The organism is Sulfurisphaera javensis (assembly GCF_041154675.1).
GTDB classification, from domain to species: domain Archaea; phylum Thermoproteota; class Thermoprotei_A; order Sulfolobales; family Sulfolobaceae; genus Sulfurisphaera; species Sulfurisphaera javensis.
On record NZ_AP031322.1, the window covers coordinates 1,567,968 to 1,594,222 of the forward strand.

26 protein-coding genes and 1 pseudogene are annotated in these 26,255 nt (G+C 32.7%); 8 read left to right on the plus strand and 19 right to left on the minus strand.

Going from position 1 to position 26,255, the window contains the following annotated elements; translation table 11 throughout:
• Nucleotides 1-156 precede the first annotated feature (156 nt).
• From ACAM25_RS08745 to ACAM25_RS08770, 6 genes are all read right to left on the minus strand, one after another.
• Nucleotides 157-582 carry a hypothetical protein gene (locus tag ACAM25_RS08745; protein ID WP_369609350.1) on the minus strand — a complete coding sequence of 142 codons (426 nt, stop codon included), beginning with the start codon at nucleotides 580-582 and terminating at the stop codon, nucleotides 157-159.
• Complete coding sequence (locus ACAM25_RS08750; RefSeq protein ID WP_369609351.1) at nucleotides 579-1,841, minus strand: acetyl ornithine aminotransferase family protein; 1,263 nt, start codon at nucleotides 1,839-1,841, stop codon at nucleotides 579-581. Before ACAM25_RS08750 ends, ACAM25_RS08745 begins: the two co-directional genes overlap by 4 nt.
• Entirely contained in the window at nucleotides 1,831-2,394 is a 564-nt protein-coding gene (locus ACAM25_RS08755; protein ID WP_369609352.1) for an indolepyruvate oxidoreductase subunit beta, read from the minus strand. Before ACAM25_RS08755 ends, ACAM25_RS08750 begins: the two co-directional genes overlap by 11 nt.
• Nucleotides 2,382-4,178, minus strand: a complete 1,797-nt coding sequence (locus tag ACAM25_RS08760; protein WP_369609353.1) for a thiamine pyrophosphate-dependent enzyme — start codon at nucleotides 4,176-4,178, stop codon at nucleotides 2,382-2,384. Before ACAM25_RS08760 ends, ACAM25_RS08755 begins: the two co-directional genes overlap by 13 nt.
• 173 nt (nucleotides 4,179-4,351) lie before the next feature.
• The gene (locus tag ACAM25_RS08765) at nucleotides 4,352-5,173 is read right to left on the minus strand and encodes an amidohydrolase family protein (protein ID WP_369609354.1); all 822 of its coding nucleotides are present in this window, start codon (nucleotides 5,171-5,173) and stop codon (nucleotides 4,352-4,354) included.
• 38 nt (nucleotides 5,174-5,211) lie between these two features.
• Nucleotides 5,212-5,769: an acetate uptake transporter gene (locus ACAM25_RS08770; RefSeq protein ID WP_369609355.1), complete on the minus strand. Its 558-nt coding sequence runs from the start codon at nucleotides 5,767-5,769 to the stop codon at nucleotides 5,212-5,214.
• A 91-nt stretch (nucleotides 5,770-5,860) separates the two neighbouring features.
• Between ACAM25_RS08770 and acs the strand changes: the two genes are divergently transcribed.
• Entirely contained in the window at nucleotides 5,861-7,849 is a 1,989-nt protein-coding gene (gene acs / locus ACAM25_RS08775; protein WP_369609356.1) for an acetate--CoA ligase, read from the plus strand.
• Between the two features lie 626 nt (nucleotides 7,850-8,475).
• On the opposite strand, the gene ACAM25_RS08780 is transcribed toward acs, so the two are convergent.
• The gene (locus ACAM25_RS08780; protein WP_369609357.1) at nucleotides 8,476-8,754 is read right to left on the minus strand and encodes a hypothetical protein; all 279 of its coding nucleotides are present in this window, start codon (nucleotides 8,752-8,754) and stop codon (nucleotides 8,476-8,478) included.
• On the opposite strand from ACAM25_RS08780, the pseudogene ACAM25_RS08785 reads away from it, so the two are divergent.
• Both ACAM25_RS08785 and ACAM25_RS08790 read left to right on the plus strand, forming a co-directional pair.
• Nucleotides 8,742-8,873, plus strand: a pseudogene (locus ACAM25_RS08785) (cation:proton antiporter); the annotation flags it as partial. The gene ACAM25_RS08780 and the pseudogene ACAM25_RS08785 overlap by 13 nt on opposite strands.
• A gap of 40 nt (nucleotides 8,874-8,913) precedes the next feature.
• Nucleotides 8,914-9,537, plus strand: a complete 624-nt coding sequence (locus ACAM25_RS08790; RefSeq protein WP_369609358.1) for a hypothetical protein — start codon at nucleotides 8,914-8,916, stop codon at nucleotides 9,535-9,537.
• On the opposite strand, the gene ACAM25_RS08795 is transcribed toward ACAM25_RS08790, so the two are convergent.
• Genes ACAM25_RS08795 through ACAM25_RS08810 form a run of 4 tightly spaced genes read right to left on the minus strand, consistent with a single transcriptional unit; the run spans nucleotide 9,503 to nucleotide 13,343 of the window.
• Entirely contained in the window at nucleotides 9,503-10,378 is an 876-nt protein-coding gene (locus tag ACAM25_RS08795; protein ID WP_369609359.1) for a fumarylacetoacetate hydrolase family protein, read from the minus strand. The genes ACAM25_RS08790 and ACAM25_RS08795 overlap by 35 nt on opposite strands.
• Before the next feature lie 13 nt (nucleotides 10,379-10,391).
• The gene (locus ACAM25_RS08800) at nucleotides 10,392-11,867 is read right to left on the minus strand and encodes a 4-hydroxyphenylacetate 3-hydroxylase family protein (RefSeq protein WP_369609360.1); all 1,476 of its coding nucleotides are present in this window, start codon (nucleotides 11,865-11,867) and stop codon (nucleotides 10,392-10,394) included.
• Entirely contained in the window at nucleotides 11,864-12,814 is a 951-nt protein-coding gene (hpaD, locus tag ACAM25_RS08805) for a 3,4-dihydroxyphenylacetate 2,3-dioxygenase (protein WP_369609361.1), read from the minus strand. Before hpaD ends, ACAM25_RS08800 begins: the two co-directional genes overlap by 4 nt.
• A gap of 55 nt (nucleotides 12,815-12,869) precedes the next feature.
• Nucleotides 12,870-13,343 (minus strand): flavin reductase family protein, encoded by a 474-nt coding sequence (locus ACAM25_RS08810; protein WP_369609362.1) that lies wholly within the window; start codon nucleotides 13,341-13,343, stop codon nucleotides 12,870-12,872.
• A 115-nt stretch (nucleotides 13,344-13,458) separates the two neighbouring features.
• Here ACAM25_RS08810 and ACAM25_RS08815 point away from each other — a divergent pair, with 115 nt between their 5' ends.
• Nucleotides 13,459-14,124 carry a helix-turn-helix domain-containing protein gene (locus ACAM25_RS08815; RefSeq protein WP_369609363.1) on the plus strand — a complete coding sequence of 222 codons (666 nt, stop codon included), beginning with the start codon at nucleotides 13,459-13,461 and terminating at the stop codon, nucleotides 14,122-14,124.
• 94 nt (nucleotides 14,125-14,218) lie between these two features.
• On the opposite strand, the gene ACAM25_RS08820 is transcribed toward ACAM25_RS08815, so the two are convergent.
• Nucleotides 14,219-14,689 carry a peroxiredoxin gene (locus ACAM25_RS08820; RefSeq protein WP_369609364.1) on the minus strand — a complete coding sequence of 157 codons (471 nt, stop codon included), beginning with the start codon at nucleotides 14,687-14,689 and terminating at the stop codon, nucleotides 14,219-14,221.
• A gap of 644 nt (nucleotides 14,690-15,333) precedes the next feature.
• Between ACAM25_RS08820 and ACAM25_RS08825 the strand changes: the two genes are divergently transcribed.
• Nucleotides 15,334-16,095: a dienelactone hydrolase family protein gene (locus ACAM25_RS08825; RefSeq protein WP_369609365.1), complete on the plus strand. Its 762-nt coding sequence runs from the start codon at nucleotides 15,334-15,336 to the stop codon at nucleotides 16,093-16,095.
• Between the two features lie 102 nt (nucleotides 16,096-16,197).
• Here the strand turns inward: ACAM25_RS08825 and sdx are convergent, their stop codons facing one another.
• Nucleotides 16,198-16,527, minus strand: coding sequence for a sulredoxin (gene sdx / locus ACAM25_RS08830; RefSeq protein ID WP_369609366.1), 330 nt, complete (start codon nucleotides 16,525-16,527; stop codon nucleotides 16,198-16,200).
• A gap of 100 nt (nucleotides 16,528-16,627) precedes the next feature.
• On the opposite strand from sdx, the gene ACAM25_RS08835 reads away from it, so the two are divergent.
• Nucleotides 16,628-17,407, plus strand: a complete 780-nt coding sequence (locus ACAM25_RS08835; RefSeq protein ID WP_369609367.1) for a hypothetical protein — start codon at nucleotides 16,628-16,630, stop codon at nucleotides 17,405-17,407.
• Here the strand turns inward: ACAM25_RS08835 and ACAM25_RS08840 are convergent.
• The gene (locus ACAM25_RS08840) at nucleotides 17,400-17,711 is read right to left on the minus strand and encodes a muconolactone Delta-isomerase (RefSeq protein ID WP_369609368.1); all 312 of its coding nucleotides are present in this window, start codon (nucleotides 17,709-17,711) and stop codon (nucleotides 17,400-17,402) included. The genes ACAM25_RS08835 and ACAM25_RS08840 overlap by 8 nt on opposite strands.
• Before the next feature lie 16 nt (nucleotides 17,712-17,727).
• Complete coding sequence (locus tag ACAM25_RS08845; RefSeq protein WP_369609369.1) at nucleotides 17,728-18,300, minus strand: hypothetical protein; 573 nt, start codon at nucleotides 18,298-18,300, stop codon at nucleotides 17,728-17,730.
• Nucleotides 18,301-18,447: 147 nt separating this feature from the next.
• Here ACAM25_RS08845 and ACAM25_RS08850 point away from each other — a divergent pair, with 147 nt between their 5' ends.
• Entirely contained in the window at nucleotides 18,448-19,884 is a 1,437-nt protein-coding gene (locus tag ACAM25_RS08850) for an MFS transporter (RefSeq protein WP_369609370.1), read from the plus strand.
• Nucleotides 19,885-19,980: 96 nt separating this feature from the next.
• On the opposite strand, the gene ACAM25_RS08855 is transcribed toward ACAM25_RS08850, so the two are convergent.
• On the minus strand, nucleotides 19,981-20,784 hold the full coding sequence (locus ACAM25_RS08855) for an acetoacetate decarboxylase family protein (protein WP_369609371.1): 804 nt from the start codon (nucleotides 20,782-20,784) through the stop codon (nucleotides 19,981-19,983).
• A 348-nt stretch (nucleotides 20,785-21,132) separates the two neighbouring features.
• Here ACAM25_RS08855 and ACAM25_RS08860 point away from each other — a divergent pair, with 348 nt between their 5' ends.
• Nucleotides 21,133-22,665: an APC family permease gene (locus ACAM25_RS08860; RefSeq protein ID WP_369609372.1), complete on the plus strand. Its 1,533-nt coding sequence runs from the start codon at nucleotides 21,133-21,135 to the stop codon at nucleotides 22,663-22,665.
• Between the two features lie 124 nt (nucleotides 22,666-22,789).
• On the opposite strand, the gene ACAM25_RS08865 is transcribed toward ACAM25_RS08860, so the two are convergent.
• The 3 genes from ACAM25_RS08865 to ACAM25_RS08875 all read right to left on the minus strand — a co-directional run bounded on the left by ACAM25_RS08865 (nucleotide 22,790) and on the right by ACAM25_RS08875 (nucleotide 26,253).
• On the minus strand, nucleotides 22,790-24,496 hold the full coding sequence (locus ACAM25_RS08865) for an MFS transporter (protein WP_369609373.1): 1,707 nt from the start codon (nucleotides 24,494-24,496) through the stop codon (nucleotides 22,790-22,792).
• Nucleotides 24,497-25,508: 1,012 nt separating this feature from the next.
• Nucleotides 25,509-25,880, minus strand: coding sequence for a nucleotidyltransferase domain-containing protein (locus ACAM25_RS08870; protein ID WP_369609374.1), 372 nt, complete (start codon nucleotides 25,878-25,880; stop codon nucleotides 25,509-25,511).
• Nucleotides 25,861-26,253: a HEPN domain-containing protein gene (locus ACAM25_RS08875; RefSeq protein ID WP_369609375.1), complete on the minus strand. Its 393-nt coding sequence runs from the start codon at nucleotides 26,251-26,253 to the stop codon at nucleotides 25,861-25,863. The genes ACAM25_RS08870 and ACAM25_RS08875 overlap by 20 nt, the downstream gene beginning before the upstream one ends.
• Nucleotides 26,254-26,255: the final 2 nt, after the last annotated feature.

A 26,255-nucleotide genomic window follows, 5' to 3' on the forward strand; every position in this document is an offset into this window, starting at 1 on the left:
AAGGATATTGAAAGAGATGATTTATATCAAAGAAAGCTAAATCCTAAATGAAAAGTTATAGAAATATTTATATACTTATTTTAAATCTCAGAAATTAATCTCAAAGAATGCAACGAGATTAATGTGCATTATAATCTTTATATGACATCTCTAGCATTAAATCTTTTTCCATTTTCTCCAATCTCCAAATTTATCATACTCTGGGCATCCTCTCCTATAATTAAATCCTCCTATCCAATCAACATTAACAAAAGTATCATAAAAGAATTTATCTTTAGGTTCTTCTACTACATACTGTCCTAATTCCTCTATTGCTTTTTTCATCTCTTCCTCGGAGTTAAAGTAAAGAATTATAACACCTTTAGATAAGAGGGAAATAGGGAAGGGAAAGATGGAGTATTTACTCACATAGCCTTTTTTCTTAATAATTTCGATAAAATCTAATAAAGGAATTTTAAGGCTTCTTATTGGAATTCCTAGTTTATAGCAATTAAGTGAATTTTTATGTTGGATCCCAGCCTTAAAATAAGCATAACATATCTCGCACTTGTCCCAACTTTCTATATGAACCCATTTGATCAACTTCTCACACTCTTCACAGTTTTTTTCAAAATATCTAACCCAATTTTAGCTTCTTCTTCAGTAATTACTAGTGGAGGTATAACTCTAATTGCACTTCTTCCAGCTGGTAAAAGCAAAAGTCCTCTCTTAAAACTTTCAGCAATTATCCTATCCCTGATCTTTTTCTCATTATATTCTAATCCCCATGCTAATCCAATTCCCCTAACGTCATCTGCTAGTCCTTGAAGTTCTTCGCTAAATATTTTTCCTATTTTATTCACATGAGGTAATAACTCTTTTACAATGTCTATAACTTTGAACCCAATTGCACAAGCTAATGCATTTCCACCAAAAGTGTTACTATGCATACCCGGTTTTAAATCAAGATCCTTTCTGAATATTGTAGCCCCTATTGGCATAATTCCTCCGCCTAATGCTTTTGCTAATGTAATTATATCTGGTGCAATATGAAAGTTTTCTATTGCAAAAAGCTTTCCAGTTCTTCCCATTCCCATTTGTACTTCGTCATCTATTAGAAGTATTCCGTGAGAAGAAGCTAACTTTTGTAGTTTAGGAAAGAAGTTTTTAGGTGGAATAACATATCCTCCTTCACCTTGTATTGGCTCAAAGAATATTCCTGCAACTTCTTCTGGTGGCACTAAGTGCACAAACACATATTCCTCGAGAAACTCAAGAACTCTGTTTATCAATTCATCTGGTTCTTCATAACCATTTATGTGCCATGGATTTTTATAAGGATTTGGATAAGGTACGTGAATGACTCCTGGCATAAATGGACCAATAACACTTCTCTGGATTGCCTTACTTGCTGTCAGCGAAAGTGAACCAAAAGTTCTTCCGTGAAATCCACCTAAGAATGCTATTAAGTATTTTTTCCCCGTTGCTTTAGCCAACTTTATTGAAGCTTCAATAGCCTCTGTGCCACTATTAGAGAAAAAGACTTTTTTCTGAAAGCTTCCGGGAGAATATGTTACAAGTTTTTTGGCTAACTCAAGTTGAGGGACGTTATAAAAATCGTTCCCAGCAGAGTGTGCAAGTTTTTGCATTTGTTCAATTCCAATTTTTATAACTTCTGGATGAGAAGGCCATCCTAAATTATTTACACCAATTCCAGATGTAAAGTCTAAATATTTGTTTCCATCAATATCATATAACCATACTCCTTCCCCGTGGTCAATAACTAAAGGCAAATTCTCTGGGTCTCTAGTTGAAGTCGCTAAATAAATATTACTTTCTTCAATAATTTTTCTACTTAGCATATAACCATCCTTTAATGAATTGTTTTCCAAGAAGATATACTTTTCTATTTCTTTCATCAAGCAAAGAAAGTAATACATCCTCTTTGATAAACTTAGAAAGTTTTAGCTCCATCATAACGCTTAGCATGACAATGTTTGTCCCTCTAGGGTTTCCTCCTTGAACAGCTATTTTATCAGCATTAACTGATAAAACCTTATATTCTCTAAGACGATCCTTTATCTCCTCTAAGGACAACATCCTTATTTTAGGCAATACAGACTTTTCTACTCTCTCATTTAATATTATCATAGTATTTTCATCTGCATAAGATAAATTCCTAAGAGCCTCAGTAGCCTCTAAAGCCACTAGGAGGTCAGCTTTCCTTATCAAAGGCGAATATACTTCACCCAATCTAACGTGAACATTTACTGCTCCTCCCCTTTGAGCTAGTCCATGAGTTTCAGCAACTAAAGCTTTTACTCCAGATATTAACGCTGATTGTGCAATTATTTTACCTAGAGTTATAACTCCTTGACCTCCAACACCAGCAATTAAAATGTTTAACTTCTCCATACTTCATCCCACCCTTTAGGTATTTTTCCTTTCAATTCTATTGCTTGATAAGGGCAAATAGGAATACAAGCACCGCATCCGATACATAAGTTAGTGTCAATAGTAGCTTTTTTATCTTCTCTAGGTATAATAGCTGGGCATGTGAAGTAATCGTAACATATAGTACAGCCGGTACACTTCTCTAACTTAACTTCAGCAATTGGTAATTCCTCAAATTTATCGATAACTTCAAGTGCACAAGCTCTTTTAGCTACTACTACAGCAGGCTTTTTGTTTTGTTTAACCCAACTAGTTGCATCTGCAATAATTTTTACGCTTTCTTTAAGGTTAAATGGATCTATTTCCTTTACATACTCTACACCTAAACCCTTTGCAACTTGAAGTATGTCGATTTCTCTAGATGGACTTGGATTTTGTCCAGTCATTGCTGTCACTCTGTTATCTAACACAATCACTAACACTGGCAAATTGTTATAAACGGCATTAGTAAGTGCTGGTAAACCAGAATGGAAGAAAGTTGAGTCACCAATAATTGCTACTGGAATTACTCCAGTAGATCTATATACCCCATTAGCAATACCTAAACTACTTCCCATGTCAGTTAATGAATCTTGCTCTTGGAAAGGTGGTAAAACTCCTAGTGAGTAACAACCAATATCTCCAGAGAAGAAAGTTTGAGATAAACCTCCTAGAGTTATTCCTCTTTTTATATCAACAAATGACGATCTGTGTGGACAACCTGGGCACATTGCTGGAGGTCTTGGAGGTATATCCTTAATCTTTATAGCTTTTGGCTCATAATAAAGCCCTAAAAACTTCTTTAATGCAAATTCCACAATATCTGGTGTAAGTTCACCACTTCTAGGTATGTAGTCTTTTCCGTGAATTTTTATCGAAAAACCTGCATCAAATGCAATGTTCTTAACTTGCATTTCTACAATGGGTTCTAGTTCCTCAATAATTAATACTTCATCTACTCCTTCTAATGCTGAAATTATTTGTTCTTTATTTAAAGGAACTGGGGCAGAAATTCTTAGAATTTTCATCGACTCTGGAGCTAACTCTTTTACATAAGAGTAAGCTATCCCGCTGGCTATAATTAGTTTATTTCCTTCTCCCTCAATTTCATTAAATTGCTTTATCTCCTCTTGGATTAATTCCCATCTTTTTAACTGTTCTTCCCTATTCTTCTTAGCCACTTCAGGTACCAAAGAGTATTTATCTGGTTTCTTCTTGAGTTTTCCAAAGATTGGAGAAGATGGTTCTTCATACTCTACTGGTCCTCTGACATGACTCACTCTTGTATTAGTTGCTAAAATTACTGGATGATGAACTCTTTCAGATAATTTAAATGCCTTAATAGTAAGCGTATAGGCACTCTGAGGATCATAGGGTTCAATTACTGGTATTAATGCCATTAAACCATAATATCTATTATCTTGCTCATTTTGAGAGGACCACATTGAAGGATCTTGGGCTGAGACGATAACAAAAGCTCCATCTATTCCAGTATACGAACTGCTCATTAAGGGATCTGAGGCTACATTTAAACCAACATGTTTCATTGTTACTAATGAGTAAGCTCCCATCATACTTGCTCCATAAGCTGTCTCAAATGCAACTTTCTCATTAACACTCCATTCTACATACCTATCCTTAAATCTTTGCAATGTCTCAATTATTTCAGTTGAAGGAGTTCCAGGATAGCCAGCAGCTACAGAAATTCCAGATTTTAAAGCACCAAAGGCTATTGCTTCATTCCCTAAAAGTAAGCTTTTCTTCATAATTTATAATTACAAATAGTGATTAAAAAACTCGGCTTTCATAATGTTTAAATTTTATATTATTTGTAGCTAAAATGAAAAATTATTCACCTATATTCCATGAAAGTATAAATAGGTTCTAATACGACTTCATGATGAACTACAAATCTATAAATTCAATTATTCTTTCTCCTTTAATAATGTATTGTTTTATATAATTCTTTAGGATTTTTATTAGTTATTTTCTCTTTTGCTTCAGAAGAAATATTTAATGAAAGAAAATTCCGTAAGTTTTCTGATAGACTCTTAACTCCAGGGCCTCCGTAATCACTACCATATATTGTCTTGTAGCTTATCTCTTCTAGCCTAGGCAAATATTCAAGTAATTTTTTAGGAGGAATTGATGAAATTTCGGCATAAATATTTTTCCTAATTCTCACCAACTGAAATGCAGTAGGTACCCAATTTGGTCTTCCCATATGTGCCATAACAATCTTTAGCTTAGGAAAATCAACTGCGACATCATCAACAAAAATAGGGTCACCATACTTATTCCTTGCTTTATCAAACATACTAGTGCCAGTATGTATAATCACGGGTAAATTATGATCTTGAGCGAACTCGTAAAGGAACTCTAATCCTTTTATTCCTCTCTCTTCTTCCCTATAATCATTTGGTTTAATCCACTGATGAACAGGGTGAATTTTAAAACCTGAAACACCAGCTTCATATTGTTTTTCTACCCAATATTTAACCTCAGTGAGGGAAAGCTTATTTACTTCAACACCTCCTATAATAGAAAAACGATCAGAATAAGGTTTTAGAAAGTTAATCATATTAATAGGAAAATCCTCTTTTGTTCCCCATAATTCCCTACTTGGATAGGCTATTATAACTACGAAGTCCATATTTACAGTGTCCATTTCTTTTATAATTTCTTGTACTGAAGGGATGTTCTGAGATAAGGGATAGACTTCCTTAAACCATATATGAGTGTGTGCATCAACATAACCCATAAATAAAAGTTAAAAAAGAAAGTATAAAAATAAAGAGATTACTTCATTATAGGTCTACCTAAAGGTGGATTCGTTCCTAAAGCTTCAGCAACTACCATTGCCAATCCAGTATACCAGGCTGCAATAGCAGTTAATATTCCTACATATCCGCCGGCATGAATCAAAGCAGTACTAGAAACCATAGACCCAATTCCTAGCAAGAAGAATGTTATCCATAAGAGTAGGAAAGTTGCAAACAATCCAAGATTTGACTTAAAAGTTCCAAACCACATAACTAGTGTGAAGATTCCGAAAGCTATTAATACAAGTCCTACTCCCTGTGCAGTTACCCCAGAAATAAACATAGAAGTTACAAAATACCATTCCCAAAAGGCTCCATAAGTAAAGAAAGCAGTATAACCAAAAGTGTTACCTGCTCTCCATTCAAGTATTCCAGCAAGTAACTGCGCTAAACCACCATAAAATGCAGCTAATCCTACTACAACTGAAGATCCTTGGCTCAGTAATCCAGCGTTAAATACACTAAGCACTAATGTAGTTAGTGCAAATCCAGACAGACCTAAAGGTGCAGGATTAGCTCTTTTTTGTTCTGTCATATCAATATTATTTGAAGTATATAGTAATAAAGTTTATTATTAAAAGTTTATTAGTATAAGATATTAAAATAAGTTCTACAAATATATCACTATGTCAGTAACATGGGCATTACCATTTGAAAAAAAGATAAACCCTAAGTCAAATAAATTAGTAAGCATAAATACATATAAGGAAATACATTCTCAAAGCGTAAAAGAATATAAACAGTTCTGGGCTTCAGTGGCTTCAGAGCTTGAGTGGTTTAAGCCATGGGAGAAAATAATTGACGACTCTAACCCACCTTTCTATAAATGGTTTGTTGGTGGTGAATTAAATGCTTCTTATTTAACAGTTGATAGACATGCAAAAAGCTGGAGGAAAAATAAAGTAGCTATAATTTGGGAAGGAGAGCCAGTAGATCAAAATGGAAACCCTACTGAAGTTAAGAAACTAACTTATTACGACTTATTTAGAGAAGTAAACAGGACAGCTTACCTATTAAGAGAAAAATATGGTTTAAGGAAAGGCGATGCTGTAACAATTTATTTACCAATGATTCCTGAATTACCAATCTTTATGCTTGCATTAGCCAGAATTGGTGTTGTCTTTAGCGTAGTATTTTCTGGCTTTAGCGCAGATGCTTTAGCTACTAGAATTGATGATGCTCAAGCAAAAATGTTGATTACTGCTGATGGAGGATGGAGAAGAGGAAAAGTAGTACCATTAAAGGATATTGCTGATAAGGCTTTAGAAAAAGTTTCAACTATTAAGGACGTTATAGTTGTAAGAAGGGTTGGGAATAAGGTAAATATGATTGAAGGAAGAGACAAGTATTATGATGAGGTTATGAAAGATGTTCCAATAGATGTCTATGTTGAGCCTGAAAGGATGAAGAGTGAAGACCCTCTGTATATCCTTTATACTTCTGGTACTACTGGAAAACCGAAGGGAATTGTTCATGATACCGGAGGTTATATGACATTATTACATGCAACAATGAGATGGGTATTTGATGTTAGAGATGATGACATTTATTGGTGTACTGCAGATATTGGTTGGGTAACCGGTCATTCATACATAGTTTTTGGTCCATTACAAGAAGGCGTAACTGAGATAATGTATGAAGGGGCATTAGATTGGCCTCAACCAGATAGATGGGTTTCAATAATTGAAAGATATGGAATTACGATCTTGTATACCTCACCTACAGCAATTAGATCATTTATGAAGTATGGAGATGAGTGGATAAAGAAGCATAAGGTGAATACAGTAAGAATTATGCATTCCGTTGGTGAACCAATTAATCCAGAGGCATTTGAATGGTTCTTTAAATTAGTAGGCAGAGAAGAAATTCCTTTTGGAAGTACATGGTGGATGACAGAGACTGGAGGAATAATGATTAGTCATTTGCCCGGATTATATTTAATCCCATTAAAGCCTGGAACTAATGCAATGCCAATTTTAGGAGTGGAAGCTGATGTTGTAGATGAAAATGGCAATCCTACAAAGCCAGAGGAGAGAGGGTATTTAGTTATAAAGAATCCTTGGCCCGGTATGCCTCTAACAATTCATAGAGATCCAGAGAGGTATATTAAGGTTTATTGGAGTAAGTTCCCTGGTATGTTCTATGCGGGTGATTATGCTGTAAGAGACTCTGATGGATATTTCTGGATTTTAGGGAGAGCTGATGAAGTAATTAAAGTTGCTGGACATAGATTAGGTACATATGAGCTTGAATCTGCAATTATTGAACATCCTGCAGTTGCAGAGTCTGCTGTTGTAGGAATACCAGATCCAGTTAAGGGCGAAGTTCCGGTAGCTTTCATAATCTTAAAACAAGGTTATACACCAAGCAAAGAATTAATGGATGATATACTAAAAACCGTTAGAGATAAAGTAGGGCCAATTGCAACTTTAGGTGGAGTTTATTTTGTTTCTAAGTTGCCTAAGACAAGAAGTGGAAAAATAATGAGAAGAGTAGTTAGAGCAGTAATAACTAACCAACCAGTAGGAGATGTTACCACATTAGAAGATGAGGCTTCTGTTGATGAAGTAAGAAAAGCTTATGAGGAATTTAAAGCTGAAATTCAAGGTAAATGATTTATTAACATATCCTTTTTCTTTGCCTTCTAATATTCACTATGTTTGAGTATTTATAGTAGAAAGTGAATCATTTTATATAGCGTAAAATTCACTAGAATTTAAGTACCTCTGGTGCTGAAATTGTCATTTAATGAAAGACTAAAAGCAGCTAAATGCAATTTATTTGATAGAGAGAATTTAATGAACTTCTTAATAACTTACAGAGACCCTTATAGTAGCTGGAGCTATAAAAATTAGTAAAACCTCTCATTGCGCACGATTTAGGCATAAATTATTTTTATTCTATAACTTTTAGCATTCATGATATATAAATCTTTCCTTTCAACCCCCATAAAGAGATTGATTATTCCTTAAAATTTATACCTTAACTACAATACAATTGACACGCTAAAAGACTTAATATAATATTTCCTAAAGTCTCTTTAAATTTCTATTATCTTAAAAATATTTTCACGTAATAGTATTAAATACTGATTTCTTAATGAATATTTAAAGAAGGTTAGGAAAAATTATAATTAGAGAAGTACAGTATAAGTAAAGAATACTAAGAAAGAGCACTAATAAAAATATATTCTCTACAACTATAAACGGTCATATATTAATAAAACACTAAATTCTAATCTTTATTTTTCAATAATAACTTTTTTATAAGCATATTTTACGTTTATTTCCTTTAATGCTTCATCAATTAACTTAGGCATATTTATATACAATTCATTCCAGCTCACTTGTGGAGTCCAGGCTCTATCTTCCATAACTATACCGTTTTCAGTAAATTGCGCTGGAACTACTACTACTGGTGGTTCAACTAAAACATGCCACTGTTGATCTAACTTTTTCTTTAAAGTCTCAATAACTTTAGGTATATCATTTTCTTGAAATATAGTAAGTTGTAACCTCAATAGGCCTTAGTTTAAACGCTTTAGATCAAGTAGAGTTTTCGAGCATTGTCTTTATGTCCTTATTTACTACATTAATTGATGGTATATTCTTTAGACAACTCATTAATAAACCTGATTGATTTTTTAATGCTTATAAGATAGGCCTCAAAAATTATCCCGATGATATTCGTTATTGAGCATTTAGATGTTTTAAGTAAATGGATTTTAGCAGAATATAAACACTCTTATGAAATTGCAAAAAATGAAAAAGTAGATCTTTTGATTACCGGAGTAAAGATTGAGGGATTACCTTCAACAGAAAAAAGGTTTTATGAGATCTTTAATCCGGAAAACGTAATAATTTTAGATCCTCAAGCTGAAGAAGAACTTAAACCTAATGATAAAGCAGAAGCAATAATAATTGGTGGTATTTTGGGAGATCACCCTCTGAGAGGTAGGACTAAAACCCTTTTGTCTGATATATTTCCTAAAGCTAAAAAGAGAAATATTGGGAAATTACAATTTCCTATTGACGGTGCCTTATATGTTGCTATTCAGATAATGAAAGGAAAGAGGCTTAGCGAAATTCCGATAGTTTTCGGATTAAGTATAATAACTAATTTTAAAGGATTAGAAGAGGAAATATACTTGCCATTTGCCTATCCTTTAGTTAACGGTTCCCCCCTTATCTCAGAAGAGGTAATAAAATATTTAGTTGGTAATAGAAATTATAGGCTGAAATGGGGAGGAAAAGAGGAAGAGATTGAGTTTAACTATCAAGGACAGTCTTTTCTATCAAGATAGGATTTTCCAATCTCCCTATTTTTTCTATTTCAGCAATTAATAACCCATTATTCCTTGGTCTTAAAGCATATTCTGAGGCCTCTTCAGCGTTTAAGTAACCTATACTTCCGCTAGTTATTAGCGAATAAGGTGGAATCGTTAGAACCTTAGCTAGTTCCATGAGTATTTCCTCGATTGAAAATATGAAGTCTTCTGATGAACCACTTTGTATAAGCTTATCATCATAATAGCTTTTCATTTCAAGTGAGTTTATATCATCAATTTCTTCTGGTGTTACTATCCACGGCCCAAAAGGAGCAAAAGTGTCCCTAACTTTATTCCTAAAGTGTGTCCCTCTCATTAATAGTTTTTTAACTTTTCCGTCATTGGGATCTCTTCTGTACGCATAATAAGAATCCTCTTTTAATCCGGGTGGATAAGTTATGTCGTTAAACACAGTATAACCTAAGATTGCTTCCTTAATCTCATCTCTACTCGCTCCTCTATTTATCTTTTTATAAGTAATTACACCAATCTCAACTTCTGGCCTTATTGCGTCTGGCGGAGAAATAATAGGATGTTTATGAGGAACTGCAATTGAAGGTATTTTTAAGAAAAATTTTGGAGATCTTATCATTTCTTTTGCTTCTCTCTTATCTTTTACTCCAATCATTCCGGGTGAATTAACTAGTGTACAAATAATCGCTGATGGGTTAATTGGTAAATCAAATTGTATTTCATTTAGTTTGTAAGTTTCTCCAAATTCTTTAGAGGAAAAATCCTTAACCTCATAAACGTACTCGTTCTCAACTATTCCTAATTTTCTTATACCATTTACTAAAAAAGATAAAAACTTTGTCAAACTGAATATCACCTTATGTCTTTGGATTTGGCATTTGATCCATTATCTCTTTAACTAATTTTACGAACTCTTGTTTTCTATCTTTGAAAACTTCAGTATATGTCTGAGCCCATCTTAACGTGGGATCTCCTCTGCTAAACCTATCATATTGCTCATATCTCATTCCCGCCTCTGATCCTATGACATCCCAAAGTAAATTGAATAGTTTTACTCTTTCTAAAGCATTTAACCCTTTCATACTTAAGTACTTATCAATTAACCTTTTCTCTTCTGGGTTTTCGAAGTCTTTTATTCCAGCAGGTATAGGAATTGAAGACCCAGCAGAGATTAATCTAAGAATTTCATTTGCTCTTGGTACTGCTTTCATGTTAAAGTGACTAGCTGCGATTGAAATGTAAGGATCTGGTCTTGTGATGTTAGGCAACTCTTCGGCCCTTTCAACTGAGGCATACAAGGCTGCTTCATTTAATGCTACATATATTAATATTTCACCGATCTTCTCTTGGACGTTAATGAAATTATTTATCCCGGCTGCCTCTGCAATAGCTATTGCTAATCCAGCAAGAAACTTTAATCTAGCATAATGCTGAATTACAAAGTGCCAATTAAACCAACCTCTTAAGTTAACCGTATGCCACATTAGGTCTTCAATAAGTTCAGGCTTCTTGAAGAATATTATTCTATCCCATGGCACTAGGACGTTATCAAATATTAAAATTGCGTCTGATTCTTCATATCTTGAGGTTATTGGATATTCAAACTCTCCTCCTTCCCTTGGTTGAAAACCTCTTCTGGCTAAGAATTTAACTCCCTTAGTTTCAGTAGGTATGGAGAAGTAAATTGCATATCTAGGATCGCTATCTCTCCTAATGTTTGGCAAATACCATAGCATTTCAGCGTAGGGACCAGCAGTACTTATCATCGCAGCCCCTCTTACAAGCACACCTTCTTGTTTTTCTTCAACAATTCCTACTTGGATATAGGGATCTTCCCATTGGGATGGTGGCCTTGATCTATCATACATAGGGGCTACTATTGCATGTGTATAGAATAAGTCATTTTTTGTAGCTTCCTTATATATTTCTATTGCATTCTCCATAAACTTTGATCCAAAGTATTTTCCAAAATAGTCCTCAGCGTGTGCGTAAAAAACTGTTGTCCAAACATTTAAGTAATCTGGGCTTCTTCCGAAAAATCCCCTATAATATTCATAGATTTTTATCAAGCCATCCCTTAATTTAGCTAAATCTTGCTTGTTTCTAGGTCTTAAAAAGGATATACTAGTCTCTTCCCCTACATCTGGGTTATATACTCTCAGATATTTTGAGTACTCTGGATCCCAGTGAAGGTCATAATATTTAGCCACAGTAGATACTGGTATTTTAAATGCTGGATGTTGTGTTATATCCTCTACTATTTCTCCTTCGTAATATACCATTGGATGATGGGCTTTTATGCTTTTTAAATAGTCTTCTCCTTTTCTAATCAAATAGACCACCCCTTTAATTTACCCGTGGAGATATCCTCCACGGGAACCCATTCGTTAAGCCATGATTCTGGAATAGGTCTCCCCCAAAAGTCACTCCTATATCTAATTTGCTCATTTCTCCAAACTATTGGCTTCCATTTATCTGGGTCTAAGACAACGTAATCCTCAGTAAAGAATTCAATCCTGTTTTTATCAAAGTCCCTAAGATAAATATAATATCCTTCCGTAACGCCATGCCTTCCTGGACCTCTCTCAATAGAATCCCATAATCCGGCCGAAGCTAGAATATCAGCAGCCTTAACTACATCTCTTAACTCATGAACGTAATAAGTCTCATGATGAAATCCAGGTGTTTTTCTTTCACTTCTTGCTATGGCTACCTCGTGAGAATCTCCCCTTCTGGTAAACCATATCACATCTCTAGTCTTATTATCTTTTCCAAGGAACCATTCAGTCTCGTAATATCCCAATACCTCCTTTAAGAATTTAGCCTCTCTTTCTACATCTTTTACCATGTAATTAACATGGGCAAGTCTTACTGGACTCACTCCTTTATGAGTGTAAAACTTCATCCTTACATCTCCTACGTATTCCATATCATAATAAATAAGAAATGGCATTCCTTCTGGTGTCTCAAAGAGAATAGCATCTTCAACTCCTTTCTCCTTTATTTTTGTGTATTTTAAGCTAAGTCTAGCAAGTTCTTCCTTAGCCTTATCTAATTCTTCTGCTCTTCTGACTCTAAAGCCAATGTAAGATAAACCGGGAGAGTCTGCTTTTTTGAGTACTAGACTGTGGTGCTGTCCCTCATCAGTCCCTCTTAAATAAACATAATCACCATCTTTTTCTGTCTCTATAAATCCTAAAAGGTCAACATAGAAATATCTTGCTTTCTCTAAATCCGTAACTCTAATTGCTACATGAGAAATTCGTAGTGTCTCTATCATCAGTTTAATTTTAGACAGTAATTAAATAAACAGCATATTAAACATATTTGAGAGACTAAGGAGAATAATGTATTTTATAGTATGACCTATTAACGTAAATTAACGGTTCAAAGTTATTCCTAATTTTTTCGCCATCTATTACTTCTCCAATGATAATTGCATGATCACCAACATCAATTACTTTATACAACTTTGCCTCAATGTAAGCATAATCATCTAACAAAATTGGGCTTTTGCCTAATCCTTCTCTAAATTTCACCATTTTAAATCTCTCTTTTACTGGTTTATTAGCGAATGTATCTAAAATTTTTTCATTATCGATAAAATTAACTACAAAATATTCACTTTCTCTATAAGGAATGTCATTTCCTTTCATTCTATCTGCAAAGAAAGACACTAAGGGTGGGTTTAATGATAAGGAATTAAACGTGTTAACTGTCATTCCAACGAATTCTCCTTTCCAATTTGTTGTAATTATTGCAACTCCCAAAGGGAAATATCTCATTATACTTCTAATTACCTCAGCCATAATTCAAAACTATTCATTGTAATATTTAAGCTAAAAATTAAACTGGTTTTATCTTCTTTTTGTTATTAATATCTAAAAACTTACATTTATATAATCATTTGCAAGTTTAATTATAATGATTAACATAGATATACTTATATTTTTCAAAGAGTACAATATAATGATGATTAAAAAAGTTGATGTAAGAATTGTTCACGAAGATTGTTGGACATACAGTATGCCATACAATGCTTATACACTAAACCTCCAAGTTTATCCTCATAAAGACTACTTAAGGAGTAGAATTTTAATAGATACTGCAGATAAGGAGGCCATAAAGATGATGAAAAATCATAAAAGTGTTGTTAAGGTTGTAAACATAAATAGGTTTAAAGATGGATATTATGTTGATTTCCTTAATACTTATAAGGGTTCAGTAGCTGGAGTTTTATACGATAAGGAAGTTCTAATACTGGGCAACAAAATTACTGAAAATGCAGAGATGTGGAGTTTTGTTACGCATAATAAGAACATTCATGAGATTGTTGAAGAACTTAAAACCCTTGGTAAAATAGAAGAGGTTAAGGTCCAAGATTTCAATCCTCTTTTAAATCCGGGGTTAACTGACATGGAAAGGAAAGTTTTGCTATTAGCTTTGAACAAAGGTTACTTAGATTATCCAAGGAGAGTTAGTGCTGATGACATAGCTAGGCTTTTGAATATAAGTAAAGTAACGTTCCTTTATCATTTAAGAAACGCACAGAAAAAAATTATAAATTATCTTTTAAAAGTAGCATATTAGAGGAAAAGGCATACATTACTAAATCCAATAAGTTTTTAGTATATTCTCTACATCTTCTAAGATAGTCTAAAACTTCATGGAAATATTAGTGCTCTTAGTTCGTAACTCCTTCTTCCTCCTTTTTAATCATTTCTAAAGCCTTTAATGCCTCTTTTACATGATTTTCAGGGTTCATTTGAGAATTATAAATATGTCTAATAATTCCTTTTTTATCGATAACGAACGTAATTCTAGCTGGTAAAATAAATCCCTTAGCTCCATAGAGTTCTCTAATTTTCTTATCTGGATCACTTACTAATATGAAAGGTAAATTATATTTCATTTTAAATTTCTTGTGTGACTCTATGTCATCTGAACTAATTCCAACTATAATAACATCATAGCCTTGAAGTAAATTCCAATTATCTCTAAAAGCACATGCCTCTCTTGTACATCCTGGAGTGTCATCTTTAGGATAAAAATAAATTACGATGTTGTGCTTTCCTATGTAATCGCTGAGAGAGAATTTTTCGCCTGTGTCTGTTATTCCTTCAAATAATGGTGCTTTATCTCCTAATTTGACCATATATAGATATATCTTTTATAGCTTAAATATCTTTATTAATTAGTTTTTGAAGACAAGGTATATTATATAATATAAGTTTAGCAAGTAGTGTTAGGGGTGGTTTAGGGCAAGCTGAAAGAAATTTGATAGAAAGTTAAGGCAACATTATATTCCTTCCAGATATCCAGAAGTATATGCAGAAGGTGCTCTAGAAGATTAATATAATAATGTGTAGATTGTGCTAGAAATATACCATCTTGGGTTTAAGGATTACAGGAAATTTGTGAGCTTTTTAGACCTTTATCCCCAAAACTCGTCATCTTATTTGGTTGTTATGCAAGACGAGATTATAAAGTGATGTTTTAGTAGTTTCAGACTTACTTTCAAAAATCCTAGAGAAGCTTTGTTGATGCATTTAAACTTTCAACTGGAAAGATAATTCCAACAGCCATAAGCACTGATAAAAAAGCTAAGGGATGAGAGCACTTTTTACTTAAAATTCTAGAAAATATAAAATATTTCGCAGAGATGAAAACTTTTAAAATAAGTTAAAGAAATATATAAGAAAGTAAGAAAGAAGTTCACAATAAGATGTAAGTTGTGGATTAAAACTGATTTATAAATGTTACACAAAATTTAAATACTTAATTTTTTAACAAACTAATATGAGAGAACAAGAGGTAACTTACTCTAACGTAAAGGCTTTTTTAGCATCATCCGAAAGGCCAAGTTTAGGTGTTATAGTAGTTCACGAAATATGGGGATTGAATGAAAACATTAAAGACATAGCTAAACGTTTAGCAAATGAAGGTTATTTAGGTTTTGCACCACATCTTTATTCTGGATACGATGTACTAACCCCAGAAAATATACAAAACGTAATGTACAAAGTTTGGAGTCTACCACCAGAAAAAAGGAATGACCCTAATGCTTATAAGGAGTTAATAAACTCTCTTAGCGAGACTGAAAAGCAAATAGTTCAGCTTCTTGTACTAAATAGGCAAAAACTAGAGGAAGAGATGATAAAAAGGCTTATCCAAGCTTACGATTATCTAAATTCTCAAGGATTAAAGAAGATTGTTTCTATGGGATTTTGTATGGGTGGAGGATTAGCTTTCCAACTTTCTACTGAAGTTCCATTAGATGGAGTAATAGTATTTTATGGAAGAAACCCACAGCCTATTGAGAAAGTTGAAAAAATAAAGGGTCCAATTTTAGGTCTATATGCTGGTGAAGATCCACCAATACTTCAAGGTTTACCAGACTTAATTTCAGCTGTTATTAAATACAAAAAAGATTTAGAATTGAAAATTTATCCCGGTGCTTATCACGCTTTCTTTAATGATAGAGGTAAATCATATAATAAAGAAGCTTCACAAGATGCATGGGAAAGAGTGTTAAGGTTTTTAAGGAGGATTTCACAATGAGTGAAGAAAAACAGAAGCAACAAGTAGATCCTTGTTTTCTAGCCTGGGTTCATTTACTAGAGGTTCTTGAAAAAGATAAGAAAGATGAGAAAAAATAGGTTTTTATACGTCTACCTCAATCCAGCCAATATTATCTCTAATTTGGTAAGTTTTTAATCCAAGCTTCTCTTTTGGTGCATTTGGAGAAACATAAGGTGGCTCAAGCATTGCCCCAGTTTTTAAATCAAATACTGCGTGATGGCAAGGGCATCTCACTGTGAGTTTTTGCTCATCTAATTGGCCTAAAACACATCTAGCATGACTACATACCGCATCCATTGCATAAAGATTTCCATTTATGTTTGCAATAAAAATAACTTTATCATCTACTTTTACAGCTACACTTTTAGCTTTTTCTAAAGCTTTTGCGGAAATTGTTCTTTTCCAAACCATAAATTAATAAAAGTTTAGTATCCTAAATGTCTTACTTTGTAAAGAGATTTAATTTAGCATTTAGGAAAAAGCTTTTTTAGTTTCATTTATAACTTTATATATGTATTATATTTGTACTGAAAATGGTCTATTTAGATATGATAATAAGTTAGAAAGAATATGTTGTGAAGATGAATCTGTTCATGATTTTATTCCTCCAGACACCATATGCACTGAAAATGGTGTTTATGTTAGAGGCAGAAAAACCATAGAGGGAGAGTGCTGGAGATTATATAATTTAGGTAAAATAGTAGCGTCAGTAGAAGGACCTAAAATTTATGAAATAGAAGGAAAATTAATTGTTGATCTAACAGATTTTTCGAAAAAGTTGGGCTGGGAATTTCCTTACGGACTTCCACATATTACTGACTTTACTTTATATAAAGGTAAAATAATAGCGTCAGTAGAAGAAGGAAATTTGCTAGTAGGAGACACTCTGAATGAGTTAAAACCTATTGATTTCTTTGCAGATATGCATAACTTAATTGTAAAGAACAGTTTTTTGTTAATAGCAACTGCAAATGCTTTATATAAAACTGATCTCCAGAAGTTTGAAGTTATTTCGAGAGGTTATTTTCATGGACTCTTAGACTTAGGTGATATTACTTTAGCACAAGTTATGAGTAGTAAACCTTTACAGATTTCAGCTGATCTTACTCACTGGAAGACCCTGGATATAGAGCTTCCAAGACCTACTTTTGGCGTTACTGCTGTGGACAAGATTGATGACGAAAATATTGTATATTCTACCACTTCCCTTTATGAAATTAACGTAAGGAAGATTAAATATGAAAAAATAGTTGACTTACCATTAACAAGAAGGGTGATTGTAGCTAACTAGTTAATTTTTTCATTAGTTCATAAAAGTTTTCATAAGGATGTATTGCATAAACTTCAACGCTAACTGAATGTCCTAATTCTCTTGTTATTGGCAAGGTCTCTAATATCTCATCTAGTTGTTCATGTGAAGAAACATCAATTATGGCTATAACTTCTCTCTTTCCAGAAACTTTATATAAGCCCTTTATGGTCCCAGTTTTTACTGCCGAAAGTGCAGCTTCAGCTTCTTTCTTCCATATCTCCATTAATTGCTTTTGACTCATGCTTTCTGGCTGTTTTACCCTAAACCATAACAGAAATAACATAATTATACTTATTTTCCTATTTTAAAAAATTTATGTTAAACACTAATTCTGAGATTTTATTTAATACTGTCAAGGATTGTGATACAACACAATCTACAATATCTACAAGGACATAAAATCTTCCAAACTGATTATAGCATTCGTATACTTTTGCCTCTTTATATTCTTCTCTTTCATAACATCTATCAAAAGTTAACATATATGTTAGATGTTTTTCCTCGTCATTAAGTACAACTGCATTGAACTTCCAGTCATAAATGAGTAAATTCTCTTCTTTCAAATTATCTAAAGATATTACATCATATTCCTTATTACCCTTTTTTCTGAGTACTATATCACCATTATTGAATATATCATCATGAGATAGTCTAAGTAAAACAAGCTCTTTTACTTCTTTTATCTTTCTAGGCTTAACTAATCCCATCTCATACAGGGTTAACAAAGCAATAAGTTTATTTTCAGTCATATAAGTGATATAATTATCTTTTGTGACTCCGTAATAATTTCCTAGCTTAACTAAATAGTAATCACCACTTTCGTATATTGAATCAACAAGTACTGTTTCTACTGGTAAAATTGTAACATACATAATTTAAATTTTGATCCAAAAGTTTAAATATGCTTTCTCAATTAATGATTATAATAATATATTTTTAAATCATATTGTGATGAAAACGTAAAATATGAAACTAGTTTAATTTGTCTTTTAATAATAACCTTAAAGTGAAAGTAGCATATGTCTAAGGAAATATCTGAAAAAGCCTCACAAATAATTGCTAGACTTGATAGACTTCCAACTTGGGCATTTAATTACATTCTTTTAGGAATAATAGGTGTTGGTGAGCTGTTTACATTTTTTGATATATTTAATATAAATGTTAGCTTCGTTCAAACAGCAATAACTCTATTCCACGTTACACCTTCACAAGCTGCAGTATTACTAGGACCAGTAGTTTTAGGAAATCTTGCCGGTTATGTTATTGGTTCTTTAATTTTGTCTCCAATTGCCGATAGGATAGGAAGAAGAGATATGCTAATGATAACGATGCTTATAATGGGTTTGAGCTCATTTTATAATGCATTTGCACCGAATTATATTAATTTCTTTATTGCTAGAACAATAACTGGTATAGGTGTAGGAGCAGATTTAGCAATTGTGAACACTTATGTAAGTGAAGTAGCACCAAAAGCTTATAGATCAAAATATGTCTCAGCAATTTTTATATTTTCAACAATTGGTGGATTTCTTGCAATATGGTTAGGATTATTATTAACTACACCACCAGCCCCATTTCCACAAGGTTTACCAGTAGCTTTAGGAAGTTCTGGGTATTTTGCAACTAACGGTTGGAGATTAATGTATATTATTGGTGGTTTGTTAGCATTTATAGGACTTGCGTTAAGGTTTAGTTTGCCAGAATCACCTAGATGGTTAGTAAGTAAAAATAGAATTGATGAAGCTGAAAAAATTGTAAACATGATGGAAGAAAAAGTGAAAAATAGAGGACATCAATTACCTCCATTACCTAGCTTATTACCGGTATATACTCAGTCTAAACCAGTTCCATACTTAGAGATATTTACCAATAAGACTTACTTAAAGAGATTTGGCTTATTAGTTATAATCTGGTTCTTAGCATATACAACAGTTTATAGTATTGCATCTGGATTGACTTCTCTTCTAGTTGCTCAAGGATATTCTCCATCTGAAGCTGGAATGATATCTGCTTTTGGTATAATTGGATTTATATTAGCAGCAGTAATAGCTACTCTATATGGAGAAAAAGTAGAAAGAAAATGGTGGATAGGAATAGGTGCTTTAATAACAGTTATAGGAGGTTTAATAATCGCTTTAATTCCTAACTTAATTATTGATGGTTTAGGAGCAATAATCCTATTTATCGGATTTAATGTATGGGTTCCAATAGCTTATACATGGACCAGTGAAAGCTTTCCTACAAGAGCAAGAACTTCAGGTTTTGCATTGTGTGATGGTTTTGGACATTTAGGGGGAGGAATAGGAGTTTTATACATTACATCTATAGCCTCTTCACTACACTCAACTGTTGCGCTTTTTGGACTTATAGCCTCATTCTTAGTTGTTTCATCAATAATTGCCATGATTGGAGGGCATTATACCGCAAACAAAAGACTTGATGAAATTTCACCTTAAAGTTTTTAAACATATTTATGATACAATTTATTAAATGATTTCTTATATTCAAATTTTTTAACATCTTTTAGAAGCTGAACATGAAAACAAAAAAGATTATTTGTTTACGAGATCTTGTAACGTGATTCTCTTAAGTAATTTTGTAGTAGTAACTCTGAAATAGAGAGTATAAAAGTATCCAGCATAAACTTCTTCAAGTTTAAGAACATTTACCTCATCATTAACATAACCACCTAATTCGACATAAGCTTCACCTTTCCAAATTTCACCATAATTACTCACATCTCTTACCCTACTAGCAACTTCATATAGGTCTTCTTCACTATCTCCTCTAGATGGAAATCTTCTTAGATTTAAGAAAGGTCCGAAGTCTTTCAATGGTACACTGTTAACTTTCTCTTTTAATTCTACTTGTAATCTAAACATTATCCCTCCCCCTCTAGTTACGTAACCACCTAGTTTTAAACCAGGTTCTGGTCTGTTATATTTCGGTAAAAGAGGATGAAGTCTAGTCATAGCAATTTTAGCTATTTTCTTAGGATAGCCGTCAAGCCAACCCCTAACTAAAGCCCAGTCCTTATCTACCCACATGAAGGGAAAATATAAGTAATTTTTACCTTCAAAATTAACCTTAAACCCTATAGCCCCCTCCATATACTGAACTAGTTCTGGATCTTGATACATAAAATCCCAGTTATAATCAGAAGTTGAGATGAATTCAGCTATATATATCCATCCTTCTCCGTCTGTAGTTAAAAACGATGGTAAAAGTTGATTTGCTGAATCCTTATCAAATTTTACATGGGCTGAAATATATGTTACTCCGTAGTGCCATGGTGGTGGGAAAACTATTTGTGATTTACCGCTTTTAGTTGGTGGTAAAGTAAAATCGTTTTGCATGAAGGAAAAGATATGTTTATGCCTTATAAATAATTCCTCAAACATGTTCAATTTTTTCAAGGATTTTAAAACCTAATTGTTTAAAAGACCAAATTTTCAGTAAATTATTCTAAATATCAGAAGTGAAGATCTATTGAATAAATTCTTAGTACATTAGTCTTAATTAGTTTGATGGTTATAAAATACTATAAATATATTTCATAATTTGATTTTGGATCTACTGTTTATGGCAAATGTAAGTCTTTTATGCTAGGTAGTTTTTAGCATTTTGCTGAGTGGAAATATTCGGAGATATACTTCCTCATTATTAACACAAAAATCTATTTATGACTATTTTTATATATACTTATGGCATTTAAGAAAGAAATTGGTCCAATCTCAGCAGCATTCTTAGCTTTAGGTGGAATATTAGGCTCAGCGGTTCCGTTTCTTCCAGCTATAGTATTTGCATATGGAGGTCCAATGGGAATTCTCAGTTGGTTAATAGGATTTGTTATAATGTCCTTATTAGGTTTAGTATTTGCTGAATTAGGTTCAACCTATCCAGAGACTGGTGGTGTAGTAAGATATTTACACTTCTCTCATGGAGCTTTTGCAAGTTTCTTTAATGCTTGGGGAACATTTATAGGTTATTTTATGGCAGTAATTTCTGAAACTGTTGCTGTAGTTGAATATCTAGCTTTCTTTTATCCTTCTTTATTTCATAATGGTTCTTTAACGCCTTTGGGAGAAATAGTTACAATCTTAATTATTCTCATATTATTTCTAGTTCAGTACTATGGTGTGAAGTTAGTATCTATGACTAATGATATTATGACTTGGATTAAGGTAATTGGACTTGTTGCATTTATTATCATTACGCCACTTCTTGTATTTCATTCCTCAAACTTCACTCCTCCTAGTGGTATAGCTCCTTATGGTTTATCTGGTGTGCTTACAGCAACTTCAATAACAGTTTACGCTTATGCTGGATTTAGGCAACCTATAGATTATGGAGAAGAGATGAAAAATCCTAGTAAAGATATACCTAGAGCTGTAATTTATTCTATTCTTATTTCATTGGGAATTTACTTTCTGTTATCAGTAGTTTTTCTTGGAGCTTTAAATTGGAGTGCTATAGGAACTAAGCCATATAATTGGAGTTATATATCTAGCTTATCAGCTCCAATACCTCAAGAATTTACTAGTAATATCCTAATTTTAGGAATATACTTTTTCATAATTGCGATAATAGCTACAATATCTTCTACTCTTGTTTATTTCGGTTCTGCAGCTAGAGTATTATATGCTAATGCAAAGAATGGTTATATGCCCAAAGTTTTTCTAAGGTTAAACAGAAGTGGTGTTCCTTATGTGGCATTAATAGTCTCTCTTTTAATTGGTATATTCTATCTTTTTGCTTTTCCTCAATTTTTATCAGAGGCAAGCATATTCTCTGTAGCTAGTGTGATAAGCTATGCCCCTGCCTCAGTCTCCTTATTAGTTTTAAGAGAGTTAGATAATAGGAAAAGAGTGTTTAAACTTAAATACGCTAAAATAATAGCCCCTATAGCTTTTTCATTAGGAGGTTTATTAATATATTGGGCTACATATCCTACGACTCTGTATACAATATCATCAACTCTCGTTGGAATCCCGATTTACATTTATTATGAGATTAGAAATAAGAGCAAATTTAGGAATATAATTTTAACAGAGCTGAAGAGAGGGTGGTGGTATGTAGCTTGGCTAATAAGCATATTATTGGTCTCTTATTTAGGTTCTTTTGGAGGAATTAATTTAATCCCATCACCATATGATATGATTACAGTCTTTCTTATTTCACTTCTTTTCTTTTATCTAGGATATGTGTATGGAAAATACGGTTTTGTAAAAGAGTAAAAGTCTAAGGAAATTTTTATTTTTAATAGTTATTTTTTAAAAAACTTAGCCTTATTTTTAGACATTATTTCTGATTTAGATGAATAAAAAGAGTTATTAACAAACATGATGAGTGAAATTTAAATCAACTTTCTTTCTTCACTGGTTTTGGATCTGCGTTTTGTAAATTAGCCATATCTCTTTCATAGATTACTGTCTTTCCTCTCAGTGCTGATATTATAGCTGCAATAAAGACAAGAGCTGCTGAGAAATAGAACGCAATTTTTAATGAATCCATAAATGCTGGTGCAATTACTGTTGGGAACCAATATTTTCCAGTGATTGTTGCCAAAGCAGAAGGGGATATAGAATTTACTAAGCTAGATGGTAATTGAGCTAAAATAGTTTTTATTGGATCATAACCTAAAAACGCAGCAAATAATGCTGCAGTTGGTGGTATTTTACTCATAATTGGTGCTAACTGCGGAGCTCCAGCAGTAGTTAATGCTGATGTTAAAGCACCAGGTAATTTCAAGTAAAGTACATCAATTACAATAGTAAAGAATATCCCTATACTTAATGTACTCCCAGTGTTTGTTAACATGGCTCTTATTCCAGAGGCAGAACCCCTATGTTGTGGTGGAGCTGCATTAATTAAGGCAGCCATATTAGGCGAAACGAAAAGTCCATTTCCTATACCCATAATGAATATTATTATTGCAAATATAAGGTAATTGAAATCGTAAGGCAGGAAAGTTAGTGATATTAGTCCAGAACCAAGGATCACTAAACCAATTGTTGCTAATTCTCTTGCTCCGTATTTATCTGATAATCTCCCAGCAATAGATCCCATTATTCCGAATCCAGCTAATAAAGGTAATAAATCAATACCAGCCCAGAATGGTGCTTGAGAATAGGGAATACCATGTAATGGTAACCAAATTGCTTGTAATAGTAAGACTAGCATTAATTGTAGCCCACCAAAAGCAATTTGTGCAAATAAAATGGATAATGAAGCCATAGTAAAAGCTCTAACTTTAAATAACTCAATTCTAAACATAGGATCTTTTACCTTAGTTTCTATGTAAAGGAATAATATAAATAAAGCTACGCCAGTTGAAATGCTTGCGATTACGTAAGGATTAGTCCATCCAGTAACTGAGCTTCCATAGGGTAAAATACCGTAAGTTATCCCTACTAAGACAAGGACTAAGGCAACAGCATAAAGTATATTTCCTAGTATATCTACTCTTTGATTCTTATTAGGAGGTGTTAATTGTTTCAATGATTTGTAAGACCATATTGTTCCAATAATTCCAATAGGTACGCTAACAAGGAATACATCTCTCCAATATATTGACGCTAATATTCCACCTAATATAATTCCAGCAACTCCTCCAAATATTCCTATTACACCATTTAAGCCTAAGGCAAAGCCTCTTTGATTTGGTGGAAAGGCTTCAGATAATACGGCAGCACTGTTAGCCATTAAGAATGATCCTCCAATTCCTTGTATAATTCTATATATGATTAACTGAAGTGCAGCAATATTTCCAGTACCAGGAGTTATATAGAGAAGAATTGACCCTATTGTAAAAATCGCGAAACCTAAATTATACATTCGAACTCTACCAAAGATATCTGAGATTCTACCTATGTTGATTACAAGAATTGCGGAAACTATTGAGTAACCGAAAAGTATCCAAAGCAAATATTGAAAAGATGAAAAGGGGTTAACGTTAATTCCTCTAAATATTGCTGGTAATGATATTAAAACAATATTAGCATTCATAAATCCCATAAACACACCAAGACTTGTGTTTGATAAAGCAATCCACTTATACTGGACCATAATGTTAAGTACTGAACTATTAACTATTAAATTTTTTGTTGATAAAGATTTAAATAAATAAGATTTATAATGATAGAATTAACTATAAATTTGAATAGAAATTGAAAGATAATTATACTAGAGATTCTAACTTATATGTTATCTTGCATCAGCGAAATAGTATGTTCTATCAAGTTGAAGTTAAGTAGTCTGATCTCATTAAATCTCTTATTCACTTTCAATTCTTAGTATAGTATCAACTTTTATTTATATAAAACTTGTCAATTAACTGACAATCTTTCCGTAAAACTTGCTGGCAAAGTATCAACATTTTTATTATCTAAATGAAGAATAATTATAAGGAGAAAATAATATAGCAAATAGAATTGGGATTACTTAATTAATCTTCTTTTTTTATTCGCGTTTTGATTATGGAGTGTTTTTATTTGAAAATTTATATAAAAACGAGAAGTTATATCTAATATTTACCATAATACAATTTAAGTTTAGTATAGATGATTTTTTGATTAAAAGTGCTAAAATAACACCAAGTTAGTAAACACTATGTGGAATGTCACTCCAAAAGAATAGCAATACTAAGTCCTATAAGTTTTTAGCCTATTCTCTTCATTTTCAAAACCTAAGAGAATCTAAAACTTTCCGGAAATACTAGTGAAAACGCTATTATTAGTAGTTATATTTTATTTCTTTATCTAAATCTCATGTTGTGCCATAAACGTAAAAGAGAACGTCTAACTAAACGAGAAGATAAAAATCAAGGTTCTTGTTTAGAGTTTCATAGTAGAGTTTAAAAATATCTGACTTAGTGCTGTCATTGTGATATAATTATTTCTATAACTTTCTCAAAAATTCTGACATTTATTACATATAATTTTTTCTTTATATAGAGATCATAAATGCCTTAACTTTAGTTTATTTAACAATACTACGCCACGTGAAAGAACTAGAAAATCATTTATCTAGGAATGTAGTAAACTACCTGAAAAGATATCAGTAATGAAATGTGAGATTTTTAGTTCCAATACCATACTTTTCCCTTTCTCTTATACCTTTTTCTTATATCATCATATATTCTCTTTACTTCTGCTATAAATTCCTCATCGCCACATAGAATCTTTCCGTCCTCAAGAATTTCCAGCAAGAATGTACTTCCTTCTTTTAACTTTTTGAGAAAAACTGAAGTATTAAATGCTGTTGGAATTATTTTACCTTTAGGTTTAAAAGTTTGAATAAAAGCTTCTCTTGGATCTGTTGAAAGTTTATCAGAAACTATCAAAATGTCAATATCACTTTCCTCAGTGTAATCTCCTCTAGCATAAGAACCAAAGAGAATTATAAGGCGAGGTTGTAAATCCTTATAAAGTTCACATATTTCCTCCCACAATACTTTTCACCCAATCTAAGATTTTACGAGCGCATTCTATACAATTAAGGGCATTCCTCTCATTGTAATAATCTGCTGGTGCTCCTTCACTATACACATCTGGATATCTTGAGGGAATATACTGTTTATCTAACTCTTGGGCACACATAAGCAGATCATCAGAAACGCTTATTTGCAACTCTTGTAAAAGTAAAGTAATTGAATGCCCACGTTTTTCTTTATGGTAAAAGTTTAAAAGCCCTTTAATAGCTTTTTCGGCAGACTGCTGTGATTCATAACAAGTTTCCTCATATAACTTAGCTTGATAGTTTATTTCGGCAGACTGCAAGTTTCTTTCAGCTTGTCTTAGCCAATCTCTAACTCTGCTTACCATAT